At 65.8% G+C, this 15,756-nt stretch carries 18 protein-coding genes; 12 read left to right on the top strand and 6 right to left on the bottom strand.

What is annotated here, in order from left to right; all coding sequences use genetic code 11:
- Nucleotides 1-261 precede the first annotated feature (261 nt).
- Complete coding sequence (locus B0E49_RS10730) at nt 262-1,257, top strand: NAD(P)H-dependent flavin oxidoreductase (RefSeq protein WP_077562190.1); 996 nt, start codon at nt 262-264, stop codon at nt 1,255-1,257.
- A 140-nt stretch (nt 1,258-1,397) separates the two neighbouring features.
- Nucleotides 1,398-2,651, top strand: a complete 1,254-nt coding sequence (locus B0E49_RS10725) for an O-antigen ligase family protein (protein WP_168175035.1) — start codon at nt 1,398-1,400, stop codon at nt 2,649-2,651.
- On the opposite strand, the gene B0E49_RS10720 is transcribed toward B0E49_RS10725, so the two are convergent.
- From B0E49_RS10720 to radA, 6 genes are all read right to left on the bottom strand, one after another.
- Entirely contained in the window at nt 2,623-3,405 is a 783-nt protein-coding gene (locus B0E49_RS10720; RefSeq protein ID WP_077562188.1) for a glycosyltransferase family 2 protein, read from the bottom strand. The genes B0E49_RS10725 and B0E49_RS10720 overlap by 29 nt on opposite strands.
- 21 nt (nt 3,406-3,426) lie before the next feature.
- Nucleotides 3,427-4,338 (bottom strand): glycosyltransferase family 2 protein, encoded by a 912-nt coding sequence (locus B0E49_RS10715; protein WP_077562187.1) that lies wholly within the window; start codon nt 4,336-4,338, stop codon nt 3,427-3,429.
- Nucleotides 4,335-4,547 (bottom strand): zinc-finger domain-containing protein, encoded by a 213-nt coding sequence (locus B0E49_RS10710; protein WP_077562186.1) that lies wholly within the window; start codon nt 4,545-4,547, stop codon nt 4,335-4,337. The genes B0E49_RS10715 and B0E49_RS10710 overlap by 4 nt, the downstream gene beginning before the upstream one ends.
- Nucleotides 4,544-5,482, bottom strand: coding sequence for a branched-chain amino acid transaminase (locus B0E49_RS10705; protein WP_077562185.1), 939 nt, complete (start codon nt 5,480-5,482; stop codon nt 4,544-4,546). Before B0E49_RS10705 ends, B0E49_RS10710 begins: the two co-directional genes overlap by 4 nt.
- A 48-nt stretch (nt 5,483-5,530) precedes the next feature.
- Nucleotides 5,531-5,965, bottom strand: coding sequence for a glycerate kinase (locus B0E49_RS10700; protein WP_077562184.1), 435 nt, complete (start codon nt 5,963-5,965; stop codon nt 5,531-5,533).
- 65 nt (nt 5,966-6,030) lie between these two features.
- On the bottom strand, nt 6,031-7,410 hold the full coding sequence (gene radA, locus B0E49_RS10695; RefSeq protein ID WP_077562183.1) for a DNA repair protein RadA: 1,380 nt from the start codon (nt 7,408-7,410) through the stop codon (nt 6,031-6,033).
- Nucleotides 7,411-7,525: 115 nt separating this feature from the next.
- Here radA and hpaR point away from each other — a divergent pair, with 115 nt between their 5' ends.
- The 10 genes from hpaR (at nt 7,526) to B0E49_RS10645 (ending at nt 15,726) form a co-directional block, all read left to right on the top strand.
- The gene (gene hpaR / locus B0E49_RS10690) at nt 7,526-7,957 is read left to right on the top strand and encodes a homoprotocatechuate degradation operon regulator HpaR (RefSeq protein ID WP_077562182.1); all 432 of its coding nucleotides are present in this window, start codon (nt 7,526-7,528) and stop codon (nt 7,955-7,957) included.
- Nucleotides 7,954-8,622 (top strand): fumarylacetoacetate hydrolase family protein, encoded by a 669-nt coding sequence (locus tag B0E49_RS10685; protein WP_077562181.1) that lies wholly within the window; start codon nt 7,954-7,956, stop codon nt 8,620-8,622. Before hpaR ends, B0E49_RS10685 begins: the two co-directional genes overlap by 4 nt.
- Before the next feature lie 79 nt (nt 8,623-8,701).
- Nucleotides 8,702-9,472 carry a fumarylacetoacetate hydrolase family protein gene (locus tag B0E49_RS10680; RefSeq protein ID WP_077562180.1) on the top strand — a complete coding sequence of 257 codons (771 nt, stop codon included), beginning with the start codon at nt 8,702-8,704 and terminating at the stop codon, nt 9,470-9,472.
- The gene (gene hpaE, locus B0E49_RS10675) at nt 9,469-10,929 is read left to right on the top strand and encodes a 5-carboxymethyl-2-hydroxymuconate semialdehyde dehydrogenase (RefSeq protein ID WP_077562179.1); all 1,461 of its coding nucleotides are present in this window, start codon (nt 9,469-9,471) and stop codon (nt 10,927-10,929) included. The genes B0E49_RS10680 and hpaE overlap by 4 nt, the downstream gene beginning before the upstream one ends.
- 5 nt (nt 10,930-10,934) lie before the next feature.
- Complete coding sequence (locus tag B0E49_RS10670) at nt 10,935-11,894, top strand: tripartite tricarboxylate transporter substrate binding protein (protein WP_077562178.1); 960 nt, start codon at nt 10,935-10,937, stop codon at nt 11,892-11,894.
- Between the two features lie 21 nt (nt 11,895-11,915).
- Nucleotides 11,916-12,839: a 3,4-dihydroxyphenylacetate 2,3-dioxygenase gene (hpaD, locus tag B0E49_RS10665; protein ID WP_077562177.1), complete on the top strand. Its 924-nt coding sequence runs from the start codon at nt 11,916-11,918 to the stop codon at nt 12,837-12,839.
- A gap of 7 nt (nt 12,840-12,846) precedes the next feature.
- Complete coding sequence (locus B0E49_RS10660; RefSeq protein WP_077562176.1) at nt 12,847-13,299, top strand: 5-carboxymethyl-2-hydroxymuconate Delta-isomerase; 453 nt, start codon at nt 12,847-12,849, stop codon at nt 13,297-13,299.
- Nucleotides 13,300-13,309: 10 nt separating this feature from the next.
- Nucleotides 13,310-14,113 carry a 2-oxo-hept-4-ene-1,7-dioate hydratase gene (gene hpaH / locus B0E49_RS10655; protein WP_077562175.1) on the top strand — a complete coding sequence of 268 codons (804 nt, stop codon included), beginning with the start codon at nt 13,310-13,312 and terminating at the stop codon, nt 14,111-14,113.
- Nucleotides 14,114-14,130: 17 nt separating this feature from the next.
- On the top strand, nt 14,131-14,937 hold the full coding sequence (gene hpaI, locus B0E49_RS10650; protein ID WP_077562174.1) for a 4-hydroxy-2-oxoheptanedioate aldolase: 807 nt from the start codon (nt 14,131-14,133) through the stop codon (nt 14,935-14,937).
- A 21-nt stretch (nt 14,938-14,958) separates the two neighbouring features.
- Complete coding sequence (locus B0E49_RS10645) at nt 14,959-15,726, top strand: class II aldolase/adducin family protein (RefSeq protein WP_077562173.1); 768 nt, start codon at nt 14,959-14,961, stop codon at nt 15,724-15,726.
- Nucleotides 15,727-15,756: the final 30 nt, after the last annotated feature.

The following is a 15,756-nucleotide window of genomic DNA, read 5'->3' as shown; positions in this document are numbered from 1 at the left end:
GGAGCTGTGTGGAAAGTCACAACAATAGAGGGCGAACCTGGCCTGTACCGTCGCTTATCCCGCAAACATGGGATGTCCAAATGCAGGAAATTACGTAAAGTTACTGTACTGCTGTCACAGGAACAAGGGCTCGAAACTCGCAAGAGTCGGACACACGCAAAGAATCCCAACGACGTCCTTCCAAGGACTTTTCCAAGCCACCGCGAGGTGGCTTTTTTTTGGCCTGACGACGCCTCGTGCACCCAAGTTCACAATAGCGCCATGAAAACCCGCCTGACCACCCTTTTCGATCTCTCCGTACCGGTTGCACTCGCGCCCATGGCGCTGGCCTGCGGCGGCGCCCTGGCGGCGGCTTGCGCCCGCGCAGGCGCGCTGGGCCTGGTCGGCGGCGGCTACGGCGACCTGGCCTGGACGCAGCGCGAATACACGCTGGCACTGCAGGCGGCCGAAACGGCGCCAACCCGGTCCCGCATCGGTTGCGGCTTCATCACCTGGAAGCTGGACGAAGACGCCTCGGCGCTGGACTGGCTGCTGGACCGGCCAGCCGGTGACAAACCACGCGCCCTGATGCTGTCCTTCGGCGATCCGCGGCCCTACGGGGCGCGTATTGCGGCCGCCGGCACCACGCTGGTGTGCCAGGTACAGCGCATGGAGCAGGTCCCGCAGGCGATCGAAGCCGGTGCCCGGGTCATCGTCGCGCAGGGTGCCGAGGCCGGCGGCCACGGCATGAATTCGCTCAATGGCCGGGCCACCATGACGTTCGTGCCCGAACTCGCGGACTGGCTCGCTGCCCACGCGCCCGACACCCTGCTGCTGGCCGCGGGCGGCATTGCGGATGGGCGCACGCTGGCCGCCGCGCTGGTGCTGGGCGCCGATGGTGCCCTGGTCGGCTCGCGCCTGTGGGCGACGCGCGAGTCCCTGGCCGCACAGGGCGCCAAAGATCAGGCGCTGCGAACCAACGGTGACGGCACTGCCCGAAGCGCGGTGTTCGACATCCTGCGACGCAAGAACTGGCCCGCACCCTACGACTTTCGCGCCATCCGCAACGACCTGCACCGGCAGTGGGAGGACCGCGTGGAGGCGCTGCGCGCCGATCCGGCAGCCGCCCGCGCCCGCTACGATGAGGCAGTCAAGGCGGGGGATTTTTCGGCGGCGCACGCCACCGTCGGCGAGGCGGTTGGGTTGATCAACGATTGCCCTTCGGCCGAAGACGTCTTGCGGCGCATGGCGCGTGATGCGGCGGCGCTGTGGCGTTGAGCGACATCCGGGCAATATCTACTTACAAGCTTCCCTTGCCGGGGTGAGGCGGCGGTGCATGAGGGCTCAATAGCGCCCTGATAATCCAGGACTGCTTTTGAACCGGGAGTGGGCACGACATGCCGCTTGAACCTGCCACGATGACACGCCTTCAGGAACGCTTTGACATTGCGGCGAAATGGGCCCTGGTCGGCGTTTTTTTGAGCTTCCCCGTGGCCCTGGGTCTTGCCAACACCTTGAGCGCCGTGGTGGTCCTGTGCTGGCTCGCCGCAGGCCACTACCGGCAGCGCTGGCAAGCCATCCGCCGCAACCCCATGGTGCTGCCCGCGTTGCTGCTGTTCGGCCTGATCTTGCTGGGCACGCTTTACTCCACGGGCGACATGGCGCACATCCGCCTGCACACGCTGAAATACAGCAAGCTCCTGATCGCCCTGGTCTTTTTATCCCTGCTGGACCAGGCATGCTGGCGCCGGAACTGTCTGGGCGCCTTTGCCGCGGCCATGCTCTTTATTCTGGCATCGGTCTACGCGAGCATCTGGTTTCGCCTGCCCTGGGTCAGTTCGAGGGCCAACCCCGCACAGGCGCTGGGTTGGGGCGTTGACCATACCGTCGTGGGCGACTACATCACCCAGAATGTGATGATGTCTTTCTTTGCCGTGCTCTGCCTCACGCTGTGCATCGCTGCTCAAAAAAATCGCTGGCGGGGGCTGTGGCTCGCGCTGGCGGGGTTGGCCGTGCTCAGCATTACCAATCTGTCCCAGGGGCGAACCGGTTATTTCGTATTGGCCGCCTGCCTGCTGACTTTTGTGCTGAGCGCCATCCCCGGACGCCGCCGCTACGCAACGCTACTGCTACTGGTCGCCGTCCTGGCAGCCGGTTTGCTGAGCTCCAGGACGATGGAGGCGCGTTTTCAAACCGCCTGGGTTGAAATCAAAAACCACAACACCGATATCCACAGCTCCGTCGGCCATCGTCTCTACAACTACAAGACGGTGCTGGAGCTGATCCGGGAGCGACCCGTGCAAGGCTGGGGCACCGGCTCCTACGACCGCGAGTCCTGCCGGATTATCGTGAATCCGGCGGACTGTGTTGAATTTGGCTGGCACCCGCACAACCAGTACCTGTTCTTCTGGCTGGAGAACGGTCTGCCGGGACTTTTAGCCTACCTGTTTCTGATCTTTTGCCTGGTCTCGTATGGCCGCGCTGCAGCCGCCCCGGATCGCTTTTTGATCCTCGGTTTTGCGTGCGCACTGATCGCCGACAGCCTGACCAACTCGCCCTTGTTCAGCGCCCGGGAAAATCATTTCTTCCTGTTCATGATGGCTTTGCTGATGGCGGGTCCGGTGCTTCAAGGCGCCGGCAAGCTCAGCGCCCCACCGCGTCAGTCAGGCTAGCGCTGTCATAGCGTTGCGCCACACAGCGGAAAAAACATTCGAGCGCAATGAAATAGCAAAACAGAAAGCCCGCGCCGCCGCCCAGAAAGCCCAGCTTGAAGACATACAGGCGAATGAAGACGGACACGCCGTACACCATCCCGGCCCCGATCCCGCCCGGCTTGCCGGCCCGCGCGCGCTTGGCGGCGCCCAGCATCGCATACTGGGTCAGCTTCTCCAGGCTGGCACGCACGGAGTCGCGCGAGTAGTGCAGCAGCGGGGTGCGCAGCGCATGACGCGGCAGCGGCTCGCCCGCGAGAACGGCGTGTTCATGCACCGCCCCTTCGAAGCGCTGCAGCCGGTCGCGGGGAAACAGCCGCTCGACCGGCGCCTGCGACCGAAAGTGCCTGAGTTCCCGCCCGAAGGCCACCACGCGCCAGCGGATGCACCCCACCGCGCGCGCGCCGGACTGCACGGCCGCGCACAGCTCCTGCTGCAACGCCGGCGTGATTTCCTCATCAGCATCGAGAAAGAAGATGTAGTCGCCATGCGCATGGGCCAGCAGGTGGTTGCGTTGCACGGCAAAGCCCTGCCAGTCGGCATGCACGAACACCTGCGCGCCCAGGGCGCGCGCCAGCGCCACGGTGTCGTCGCTGCTGCCGCTGTCCACCACGATCAGTTCGTCGGCAAATGCCGCACTGCGCAGGCAGCGCTCGATCCGCTGCGCCTCGTTCTTGGTCAGCACCGCTATCGTCAGGCGGGGAGGATAGGCCATGGCGGCGCGTTCGCTGTGGAGTCAGGTGGCCGCGGTACCGAGCTGCCACACACCGCGCAGCCGGCCCCAGGCCCGCGCCAGGTGTTTGGGCGAGAGCAGCAGGGCGCGCGCCAGCACGTTGAGGCAGGCCGAGCCCATCAGCCGGTGCCGCGCCTGCCGCCCCGCTGCAGCGCCAAAATGCTTGTACACGAACCGGATTTTCGACTGGGCGTGGTGAAAACCGCGCCAGTATTCGGCACGCCACGGCCGCGCGCCCCTGACCGATCCGCGCGAAAAATGCACCACCTCCACCTGAGGCAGCACAAGAATCTGCCCGTGCCGCTGAAACACGCGCAGGCACAGGTCCTCGTCCTCGTAGTACAGGAAGAAGCGCGGGTCGAAGCCGGCGCCATCTGCCAGCGTGGCCTGGAGCCGTGCCAGGTTGATCAGCATCACGGCGGCGCAGGCATAGCCCACGTTGAGCGGGCCGTCGGCCGCGCCACCGCGCGGCTGCCACGCGTGCCGCGGCCAGCTGTAGTTGATCTGCTTGCGGCCCGCGCCATCCACCAGCTGCGGCACCAAAAGGGTCACCCGGTCCCAGGTGTGAGCCGCCGCCACCAGTGCTGCGACCTCGGCCGGCGTGATCAGACAGTCCGGGTTGAGCAAAAGAGCATACGGCGTGCGGACCCAGGCCAGGCCTTCGTTGTTGGCCACGCCGTAGCCGCGATTCGCCGGCAGGCGCAGCAGGGTGGCGGCTGGCAAATGCGTCTGCACGGCTGCGCAGGTGTCGTCCTGGCTCGCGTTATCCACCACGATGACGTGCGGCAACGCGCACAAGCCCTCGGCGAGCGCTGCCAGGCAGTGGCTGCTGTTGTAGGTCACCACCAGCACGGTGACCTGCGCCAGCAGCGCCTGCAAATCCTGCGGGATGGCAGCGGCCGCCGGATCACTCAATGGCCGTGTCCTGCGGCTTCGCCTTCCTTGAGGCGGTATTCGGTACCGCAATACGGGCACTTGACGTACCCGGTCTGGCCCACGTCCAGATAGACCTTGGGGTGGCTGTTCCAGATCTTCATGTCGGCCTTGGGATTGGGGCAGAACACGCCGCCCATGTCGGTCAGGTCCTGAGCCAGCAGTTCAACCGGAGCGTTACCGTTACTCATACTTTGGTCAGCCAGTGGGCGTATTTCGGATTGCGGCCATTGACGATGTCAAAGAACGCGCTCTGGATTTTCTCGGTGATGGGGCCACGACTGCCGCTGCCGATCTCGATGCGATCGAGCTCGCGGATCGGCGTGACTTCGGCCGCCGTGCCGGTGAAAAAGGCTTCGTCAGAGATATACACCTCGTCGCGCGTGATGCGTTTTTGCACTAGCTCCAGGCCCAGGTCCTTGCAGATATGGGACACGGTGTTGCGCGTGATGCCGTTCAGCGCGCCGGCCGACAGGTCGGGCGTGTACACCACGCCGCCCTTGACGACGAAGACGTTTTCGCCCGAGCCTTCGGACACAAAACCCGAGGCATCGAGCAGCAGGGCTTCGTCGTAGCCGTCATCGGTGGCCTCGGTGTTGGCCAGGATGGAGTTGGTGTAGTTGCTCACCGCCTTGGCCTGCGTCATGGTGATATTGACGTGGTGGCGCGTGTAGCTGGAGGTCTTCACGCGGATGCCGCGCGTCATGCCCTCCTCGCCCAGATAGGCGCCCCAGGCCCAGGCCGCGACCATTACATGGATGTCATTGCCCTTGGGCGAGACGCCCAGCTTCTTGTCGCCAATCCAGGTGAGCGGGCGCAGGTAGCAACTCTCGAGCTTGTTCTCGCGCACCACGGCTTTTTGCGCTTCGTTGAGTGCTTCCTTGCTGAAGGGAACCTTCATGCGCAGGATTTTGCAGCTGTTGAGCAGGCGCTCGGTATGCTCTTCAAGCCGGAAGATGGCCGTGCCACCCACCGTGTTGTAAGCGCGCACGCCTTCAAAAGCCCCGCAGCCATAGTGCAGTGTGTGGGTCAGCACATGGATCTTGGCGTCGCGCCAATTGACCATCTCGCCGTCCATCCAGATTTTTCCGTCGCGGTCGGCCATCGAAGAGGGTTGGGGGCTCATGGGTGTTTCCTTTAGAAGGTGCGGTACAAATCTTGCAAAAGCCCGATTTTACGGGGCCTGACCGGCGCCCGTGTCCGCCGGCGCCTCATCCCCCTGCACCGGGCGTACCAGATCCCACTTCTTCAGCTTGCCGTTGTAAAACTCGCAGGTGACGTGCGACTGCGTGCCATCGGTCCAGCGATACAGCTCGGGCTGGCTGTCCTTGGGGCTCTGTAGCGCGCCCAGCGCCCGGGTCATGGCCACCACATGCAGCAGTGTGACGCCCGGCTTGAGCTTGGCATTCAGCATGACCGCACTGCCCACATAGCCGACCGGCTGGTTCGCCGCTCTTTTGAGGACCTGCATCACGCGGTTGAAGTGCAGCAGCAGCCACATGACCAGAGCCCCGGTCGCAATGGCCACGCCGGCCCAGCCATAGAAACGATAGGCGGCCGCGACCAGCACCACGCCACCGACAGGAATCAAAATTCTTTGAAAGTTCATCGCCCCATTTTCTCAGGGTTCCCGATCGCGGGGCGGTGTGGCAAGTGCTTACGCGGGCGGCCCGCTCAGGCCTGCAGGCTGCGCGCCACGTCGATGGCCTGTTCGATGCGCTCGACCGCATGAATGGTCAGCCCTTCGAAGTCTTTCGCGCCCTTCTTCGGCGCGTTGGCCTTGGGCACCACCGCCACGCTGAAGCCCAGCTTGGCCGCTTCCCGCAGCCGCTCCTGGCCGCGCGGCGCGGGGCGCACCTCGCCGGCCAGCCCGACCTCGCCAAACGCGATGAAGCCCTTGGGCAACGCCTTGCCGCGCAGGCTGGAGGTGATGGCGAGCATCACCGCCAGGTCGGCCGCGGGCTCGCTGATGCGCACGCCGCCCACGGCATTCACAAACACGTCCTGGTCCATGCAGGCGATGCCCGCGTGCCGGTGCAGCACCGCCAGCAGCATGGCCAGGCGATCCCGGTCCAGCCCCACCGACAGGCGCCGCGGGCTCGGGCCGCCACTGTCCACCAGCGCCTGGATTTCGACCAGCATCGGGCGCGTGCCCTCCAGCGTGACCATGACGCAGCTGCCGGGCACCGGTTCGCTGTGCTGGGACAGAAAAATCGCGCTCGGGTTGGACACGCCCTTGAGGCCCTTCTCGGTCATGGCGAACACGCCGATCTCGTTGACTGCGCCAAAGCGGTTCTTGATGGCGCGCACCAGGCGAAAGCTGCTGTGCGTGTCGCCCTCGAAATACAGCACCGTATCCACCATGTGCTCCAGCACGCGCGGGCCGGCCAGCGCGCCTTCCTTGGTGACATGGCCCACCAGCACGATGGCGACGCCCGAAGCCTTGGCCGCGCGTGTCAGGTGCGCCGCGCATTCGCGCACCTGCGCCACCGAGCCGGGGGCCGAGGTGAGCTGGTCCGAGTACACGGTTTGAATCGAGTCGATCACCGCGATGTCGGGTTGCGTCGCCTCCAGCGTGGCGAGGATGCGCTCCAGCTGGATCTCGGCCAGCACCTTCACCTGCGAGTGACCGAGCCCGAGGCGACGCGAACGCAGCGCCACCTGGGCGCCACTTTCCTCGCCGGTCACGTACAGCGTGTTTTGCCCGCTGCGCTGCAGCGAATCCAGCGCCTGCAAGAGCAGGGTGGACTTGCCGATGCCCGGGTCACCGCCGATCAGCACCACACCGCCCTCGACCATGCCGCCGCCCAGCACCCGGTCCAGCTCCTCATGGCCGGTCGGCGTGCGCGCCGTATCGACGGCGTCGATCTCGCCCAGGGTGGCGACTTCGGCGGTTTTGGCCAGCGAGGCGAACCTGTTCTTGGCCGGCAGCGCACTCTCGGCCACCGATTCAATCAAGGTATTCCAGGCGTTGCAGTGCGGGCATTTGCCCAGCCACTTGGGCGTGGTGCCGCCGCATTCGTTGCAGGTGTAAACGGTTTTGTCTTTGGCCATGCAGGGAATATAGCTGTACAGGCAGACAGCACGGGTTTACCCGTGGTATCCGTGCAAGGGTTGCGCTTGCGGAAATCCTGAAATCATTTAATATATTAAATAAATCATCACCTTCATGAACACCCCCTTCGTTCACCGCAATCTGCCCCGCCTGCTGCTGCAGGCGCGCGAGTCGGTCATGGCGCACACCCGCCCCAGCCTGCGCGCGCACGCCCTGAGCGACCAGCAGTGGCGCGTGCTGCGCGTGCTGGGCGAGCACGGCGTGGTCGAGACCGGCCGCGTCGCGCGCGAGGCCTTCATCCTCGGCCCCAGCCTGACCGGCGTGCTCGCGCGCATGGAGCGCGACGGGCTGATCCGCCGCGAGCGCGACCCCGAAGACCAGCGCCGCACCGTGGTCGAAGCCACGGCGAAGGGTTTGAGACTGGTGGCCAAACTGTCGCAAACCGTGGAAGCGCATTACGCATGGATGGAGCAATCCCTGGGCAAACAAAAACTGGCGCAGCTGTACAAGCTGCTCGATAGCGTGATCGAACTGGAAAAGCCATGAGCACCACGACCTTTTTCATGCCGTCCGGCACGGTGTACGGCGTGCTGCTGAACTTTCGCGGCGAGGTGCAAGCGCTGGCGCCGCACATGAGCGAGCCGCCCTACAAGGCGCCACCCAAGGCACCGGTTTTGTATATCAAGCCCGCGAACACCTGGAGCGCCCACGGCGCCGCCATTGCGGTTCCCGCAAAGGTGCCGCAGGTCGAGGTCGGCGCCACGGTTGCGATGGTCATGGGGCAGGATGTCCAGGCGGAACGGGTTGATACCGCTCTCAAATCCGTAGCGGGCTACGTGCTGATGAACGATTTGTCGATTCCGCACACGAGCTTCTACCGCCCGCCGGTCAAATACAAATGCCTCGACGGCTTCCTCGGCGTGGGCCCGGCCCTGATGGCCGCGCAGGCCGCTGGCGACCCGTCGCACTTCGCGCTGCAAGTCCACATCAACGGCGTACTCAAGCAGTCGGTGGGCTTTGCCGACCTGGTACGCCATGCCGCGCAACTGCTGACGGAGGTGAGCGAATTCATGACGCTGCGCCGCGGCGACGTGCTGATGCTCGGCTGCGACCTCGGCCGCCCGCTGGCGCAGGCCGGCGATCGCATCGACATCAGTGCGCCGGGCTTCGCCACGCTGTCCAACACCCTGGTGGCGGAGGAACTTGCATGAGCAGAGCCGGACCGCTCCAAGATGCGAAGGCCCCCTCGGGGGGCAGCGCAGTACACGAAGTGACAAGCGTGGGGGCCCTATGAAACACGCACGCATTGTTCTGGACGGCATTACGCACGAAGCCACTGAACGTGACGGCCAGTTGCTGCTGGAAAGCGGCCCCCACAAGGGCCGCCTGGTGGCGCCCGATGCCGTGACCTGGCTGCCGCCGCTGAGCGCCACGCCGCGCCCGCGCACCATCTTCGCGCTGGGCCTGAACTACGCCGACCACGCGAAAGAACTCGCCTTCAAGGCGCCCGAGGAGCCGCTGGTGTTTCTCAAGAGCGAGAGCACCCTGACGGGCCACCGCAGCGTCACACGCCGCCCTGCTGACGTGCAGTTCATGCACTACGAATGCGAGCTCACGGTGGTGGTCGGCCGCACCGCCAGGAAGGTGCGGCGCGACGACGCCTATGACTTCATCGCGGGCTACACGGTCGCGAACGACTACGCGATCCGCGACTACCTCGAAAACTGGTACCGCCCGAATCTGCGCGTGAAAAACCGCGACGCCTGCACGCCGCTGGGCCCGTGGCGCGTCGATGCGGCCGACATCGCCAATCCGATGGCGCTGGCGCTGCAGACCACGGTGAACGGCCGGGTCACGCAGTCGGGCAACACGCAGGGCATGATCTTCGACGTGCCGTTCCTGATCGAGTACTTCAGCAGTTTCATGACGCTGCAGCCCGGCGACCTGATCCTCACGGGCACGCCCGACGGCGTGGTCGACTGCCTCCCGGGCGACGTCATCGTCACGGAAATCGACGGCGTTGGCGCATTGATGAACACCATTGAACAAGGACCCGCATGAGAGTCGAGCATCTGATCAACGGCCAGCCGGTGGCTGGCAAGGATTACTTCGAAACCGTGAATCCGGCCACGCAGGACGTGCTGGCAGAAGTTGCCGCGGGCGGCGAAGCCGAGGTCCATGCGGCCGTGGCCGCGGCCAAGGCCGCCTTCCCGAAATGGGCCGGTCTCCCCGCGCCCGAGCGTGCCCGGCTGGTGCGCCGGCTCGGCGACCTGATCGCCGCGCACGTGCCCGAGATCGCGCAGCTCGAGACCAACGACTGCGGCCAGGTGATTGCACAAACGGGCAAGCAGCTGATCCCGCGCGCGGCCGACAATTTCTACTACTTTGCCGAGATGTGCACGCGCGTCGATGGCCACACCTACCCGACGGCGACGCACCTGAACTACACGCTGTTCCACCCGACCGGCGTGTGTGCGCTGATCTCGCCGTGGAACGTGCCCTTCATGACGGCCACCTGGAAGGTCGCACCCTGCCTGGCCTTCGGCAACACGGCAGTGCTCAAGATGAGCGAGCTGTCGCCGCTCACGGCCGCGCGCCTGGGCGAGCTGGCGCTGCAGGCCGGCATTCCCGCGGGCGTGCTCAACGTTGTGCACGGCACCGGCCGCGAGGCCGGCGAGCCGCTGTGCATGCACCCCGACGTGCGCGCCATCTCGTTCACCGGCTCCACTGTCACCGGCAACCGCATCGTGCAGGCCGCCGGCCTGAAGAAATTCAGCATGGAGCTCGGCGGCAAGTCGCCGTTCGTGATCTTCGACGACGCCGACCTGGCGCGCGCGCTCGATGCCGCCGTGTTCATGATCTTCTCCAACAACGGCGAACGCTGCACGGCCGGCAGCCGCATCCTGGTGCAGCAATCGATCTACGCCGACTTCGTGGCGAAGTTCGTCGAGCGCGCCAAGCGCATTACCGTGGGCGACCCGCTGGATGAGAAGACCATCGTCGGCCCGATGATTTCGCAGGGCCATCTGGCCAAGGTGCGCAGCTACATCGAGCTCGGGTCCAGGGAAGGCGCCACGCTCTTGTGCGGCGGCCTCGGCGCGCCGGAGTTGCCGGAGCGCGTCAAAAAGGGCAACTACGTGCTGCCCACCGTGTTCGCCGATGTCGACAACCGCATGCGCATCGCGCAGGAGGAGATCTTCGGCCCGGTGGCCTGCCTGATTCCGTTCACCGACGAGGCCGACGCGATCGCCAAGGCCAACGACATTCAATACGGCCTGTCCAGCTACGTCTGGACCGAGAATCTGGGCCGCGCGCACCGCGTGGCCGCCAGCATCGAGGCCGGCATGTGCTTCGTCAACAGCCAGAACGTCAGAGACCTGCGCCAGCCCTTCGGCGGCACCAAGGCCTCGGGCACGGGGCGCGAAGGCGGCACCTGGAGCTACGAGGTATTCCTCGAACCGAAGAACGTGGCCGTGTCGCTGGGCTCCCACCACATTCCGCACTGGGGACAGGCTTGAACAAAATGCTTCGACGTAATTTCATCTCATTCACTGCGGCGCTGGCCGCCGCGCCGCAACTGGCGCGCGCGCAGACCTGGCCGGGGCGCCCCTTGCATATCGTCGTGCCGTTCCCGCCCGGCGGCACCACCGACTACGTGACACGCCTGGTCGGCGGCGAGGTCGGCCGCGGCCTGGGTCAGCAGGTCGTCATCGACAACAAGCCGGGGGCCGGCACGGTGATCGGCGTCGATGCCGTGGCCAAGGCGGCGCCTGACGGTTACACGCTGGTGTGCGTGGCCAACAGCTTCGCAGCCAACCAGACGCTGGTGAAGTCGCTGCCCTACGATGGCATGAAGGATCTGCGCCCGGTTGCGCTGATGGGCTTGTCCGAACATGTGCTCGTGGCCACGCCGGGGCTGGGCGTGAAGAATGTCGCGGAACTGGTCGCGTATTCGAAGAACCATCCAGGCAAGCTTAGCTACGCGTCGTTCGGCACCGGCACTTCCGCGCACCTGTCGGGTGAAATGCTGCGCACGCAGCTGGGCCTGGACATCGTGCATGTGCCGTACAAGGGCCAGGCGCCGGCGTTAACAGACCTGCTCGGCGGCCAGGTGTCGATCATGTTCGGCAACTGGCCCGAGTTCCGCAGCCACATCGAAGACGGCAAACTGGCGGCGCTCGGCATGGCGACGCTCAAGCGCTCGGTCTACGCTCCCAACATTCCGACGCTGGCCGAACAGGGCGTGCCGATCGAATCGAACTCATGGAACGGTCTGCTGGCGCCGGCGGCCACGCCCGAGGCGGTCGTGAAGCGCCTGAACGACGAAGTCAACAAGGCGCTGCACGCGCCGAACGTAGCGGCGGCCTTCAAGAAGGGCGGCATCGCCGCGCAAGGCGGCAGCCCCGAAGCCTTCGCGGCGTTCCTGCGCAGCGAGGTGGCAAAGTATGCCAAGGTCATCCACGACTCGAAGATCTCTCTATGAACACGATGCAGGAGGCTCCCCATGGGTAGGCTGGCATTGGCCGCAAAGATCACACACGTGCCCTCGCTCTACTTGAGCGAGATCGACGGGCCGCGCAAGGGCAGCCGGCAGGCCGCCATCGACGGCCACCGGGAGATCGGCCGGCGCTGCCGCGAACTGGGCGTGGACACCATCGTCGTGTTCGATACGCATTGGCTGGTCAACGCCAGCTACCATCTGAACTGCGCCCCACACTTCAAGGGCGTCTATTCGAGCAACGAGTTGCCGCACTTCATCAGCAACATGCCCTACGAAATTCCGGGCAACCCGGAACTGGGCAGGCTGCTGGCACGTGTGTGCAACGAATGGGGCGTGGAAACGCTGGCGCACGACGCCACCACGCTCGGACCGGAATACGGAACGCTGGTGCCCATGCGCTACATGAACGAGGACCTGCACTTCAAGGCGATCTGCGTTTCGGCCCTGTGCACCAGCCATTACCTGAACGACAGCGCGCGCCTGGGCTGGGCCATGCGCCGCGCGGTGGAAGACCACTACGACGGCACCGTGGCCTTCTTCGCCAGCGGATCGCTGTCCCACCGTTTCGCGCAGAACGGGCTGGCGCCGCAGTTCGCCGACCGGATCTGGAGCCCGCTGCTCGAACGCATGGACCACGACGTGGTGAGCATGTGGCAGAACGGCGAGTGGGCCGAGTTCTGCACCATGCTGCCGGAGTACGCGGCCAAGGGCCACGGCGAGGGCTTCATGCACGACACGGCCATGATCCTCGGCGCGCTGGGCTGGTCGGCCTATGACGGGCACGCGGAAGTGGTGACGCCCTACTTCGGCTCTTCGGGCACCGGCCAGATCAACATCGTTTTGCCGGTCACGCCGCAGGATGGCCATGCCATTCCGAAGGCCCAGGCGTCCAGTGCCGAGGGCTTCCAGGCCGTCTCGCGCCTCTGAGGCTGCCATGCCCCATCTGGTCATTCTCTACACCGCCAACCTGGATCGCGACACCGACATGACGGCGCTGTGCCGCGGCCTGGCCGACACCATGCTCGCGCAGCAGGACGAGGATGGCAAGCCCGTGTTCCCGCCTGGTGGCACGCGCGTGCTGGCCTATCCGGCACCCCACTACGCGGTGGCCGACGGCGGCGCGGCGGGGCGTGCCGCGGGCACACACACCCAGGGCGCCAGCGGCGACGCGGGCGACTACGCCTTCGCCTACCTGAACCTGCGCATGGGCCGCGGCCGCTCGGATGCTACAAAAAAGAGAGTGGGTGACGCACTGCTGGCGCGGGCCAAGGCTCATTTTGATCCGATTTTCGGGCGGCGACACCTGGGCGTGACGCTGCAGATCGACGAAGGCGCCGAGGTGTTCGATGCCAAGCACAGCAACCTGCACCCCCTGTTCAAGAAATGAAAACACCCTCATGTTTGATGCCTCGCTGATCCAGAAGCTCGCCGCCGAACTGCACCAGAGCGAGAAAGCGCGCGTGCAGCTCGAGCATTTTTCCAAACGCTACCCCGGCATGACCATCGAAGACGGCTACGCGGTCTCGCGCGCCTGGGTCGAGATCAAGCTGGCCGAGGGCCGCGTGATCAAGGGGCACAAGATCGGCCTGACCTCGCGCGCCATGCAGCTGTCCAGCCAGATCACCGAGCCCGACTACGGCACGCTGCTCGACGACATGTTCTTCCCCGAGGGCAGCGACATTCCGTTCACGCGCTTCATCGCGCCGCGCATCGAGGTCGAGCTCGCCTTCGTCCTCGGCAAACGGCTGCGCGGCCCGTGCGTCACGATTTTCGACGTGCTGGCCGCGACCGACTACGTGGTGCCGGCGATCGAGATCATCGACGCGCGCATCGAGCAGTTCGACCGCCACACCAAGGCGATGCGCAAGGTCTACGACACCATCTCCGACAACGCCGCCAACGCCGGCATCATCACCGGCGGGCGACCCGTCAAGCCCGACGCGCTGGACCTGCGCTGGGTCGGCGCGCTGCTCTACAAAAATGGCGTGATCGAGGAATCGGGTGTGGCCGCCGCCGTGCTGAACCACCCTGCCAACGGCGTGGCCTGGCTGGCCAACAAGCTGGGTGCCTGGGGCGAGTCGCTGGACGCCGGCGAAGTCGTGCTCGGCGGCTCCTTCACGCGGCCGACGCCGGCGCTGCCGGGCGACACCTTCCACGCCGACTATGGTCCACTGGGCGCCATCGCCTTTCGATTTGTCTAACCCCTGCAGGAGTCATCATGCAAACACCTGTGAATCCCTTCAAGAAGGCCCTGGCCGACAAGCGCGCCCAGATCGGCCTGTGGCTGGGCCTGGCCGACCCTTACAGCACCGAGCTGTGCGCCGGTGCCGGCTTCGACTGGCTGCTGGTCGATGGTGAGCATGCACCCAACGACCTGCGCAGCATCCTCGCGCAGCTGCAGGCGATCGCCGCCTATCCGTCGCACCCGATCGCGCGCGTGCCGATGGGTCACGGCCATGTTGGCGAGGCGCTGATCAAGCAGTACCTGGACCTCGGCGTGCAAACCCTGCTGGTGCCCATGGTCGACACGCCCGAGCAGGCCGCCACGCTGGTGCGCGCCACGCGCTACCCGCCGCAGGGCATCCGCGGCATGGGCGGCGCACGCGCCTCGCGCTGGGGCCGCTACCCGGCCTACGCGCACGAGGCCAACGCCCAGACCTGCCTGCTGGTGCAGGCCGAGACCCAAACCGCGCTCAGCCACCTGGACGCGATCGCGGCGACCGAGGGCGTGGACGGCATCTTCATCGGCCCGGCCGACCTCTCGGCCTCGCTCGGCCATGTGGCCAACCCCGGCCATCCCGAGGTTCAGGCGGCGATCGAGGACGCGATCCGGCGCATCACCCGGGCCGGCAAGGCCGCCGGCATCCTGACGCCGGACGAGGCCCAGGCACGCCACTACCTGGCGCTCGGCGCGACGTTCGTGGCCGTGGGGCTGGACACCAACCTGCTGGCCCGCCACACCAGCGCGCTGGCGGCGCGCTTCAAGACCGGAACATCCGCCCCCGCGGCGGGCCAGACCTACTGAACCCTTTTGAGGAGAACCGTCATGAACGCCGTGCTCAAGCCCACCCTGCACCCCGACGAGCGCAAGGCGCGCGTCGAACTGGCCGCCTGCTACCGCGTCTTTGCCATGCTGGGCTGGACCGAGATGATCTACAACCACATCACGGTACGCCTGCCCGACAGCGTCACAGGCGGCCAGAAACAGTTTTTGATCAATCCGTTCGGCCTGCATTACAGCGAAGTCACCGCGAGCAACCTGCTCAAAATCGACCTGAAGGGCAACAAGCTCGACGACAGCCCCTGGCCGGTAAACCCTGCGGGCTTCACCGTGCACGCCGCCATCCACGGCGCCCTGCCCGACGCGCACTGCGTGATGCACACGCACACCACCTCCGGCGTGGCCGTCGCCTGCACCCAGAGCGGCCTGGCGCAGAACAACTTTTATTCGGCGCAGCTCGACAATCTGGTGGCCTACCACGACTTCGAGGGCATCACCATCCACGCCGACGAGACGCCGCGCCTGCTGAAAAACATCGGCGACAAGCCCTTGCTGATCCTGCGCAACCACGGCCTGCTGGCCTGGGCCCCGACCTTGCCGCTGGCCTTCGTGCGGCTGTGGACGCTGCAGCGCGCCTGCGATATCCAGCTGGCGCAGGCTGCGCTCGGCCCCGCGATCGCCGTGCCCGAGGCCGTGGCGCGCAAGACCACGCACGACTCGTTCCAGTTCGACGCCCAGTTCGGCGCCGGCCAGGACGTGTTCGATGCGCTGGTGCGGCAGGTTGACCGGATTGGCAAAGACTATCAAAACTAGAGCACATTGCGCAGGCCTCATAAGGGCCAA

It is taken from the genome of Polaromonas sp. C04, assembly GCF_002002705.1.
Classification (GTDB): Bacteria; Pseudomonadota; Gammaproteobacteria; order Burkholderiales; family Burkholderiaceae_C; genus Rhodoferax_A.
Note: the sequence above shows the minus strand (reverse complement) of the source record. Positions and strands in the feature narration are given on the sequence as shown.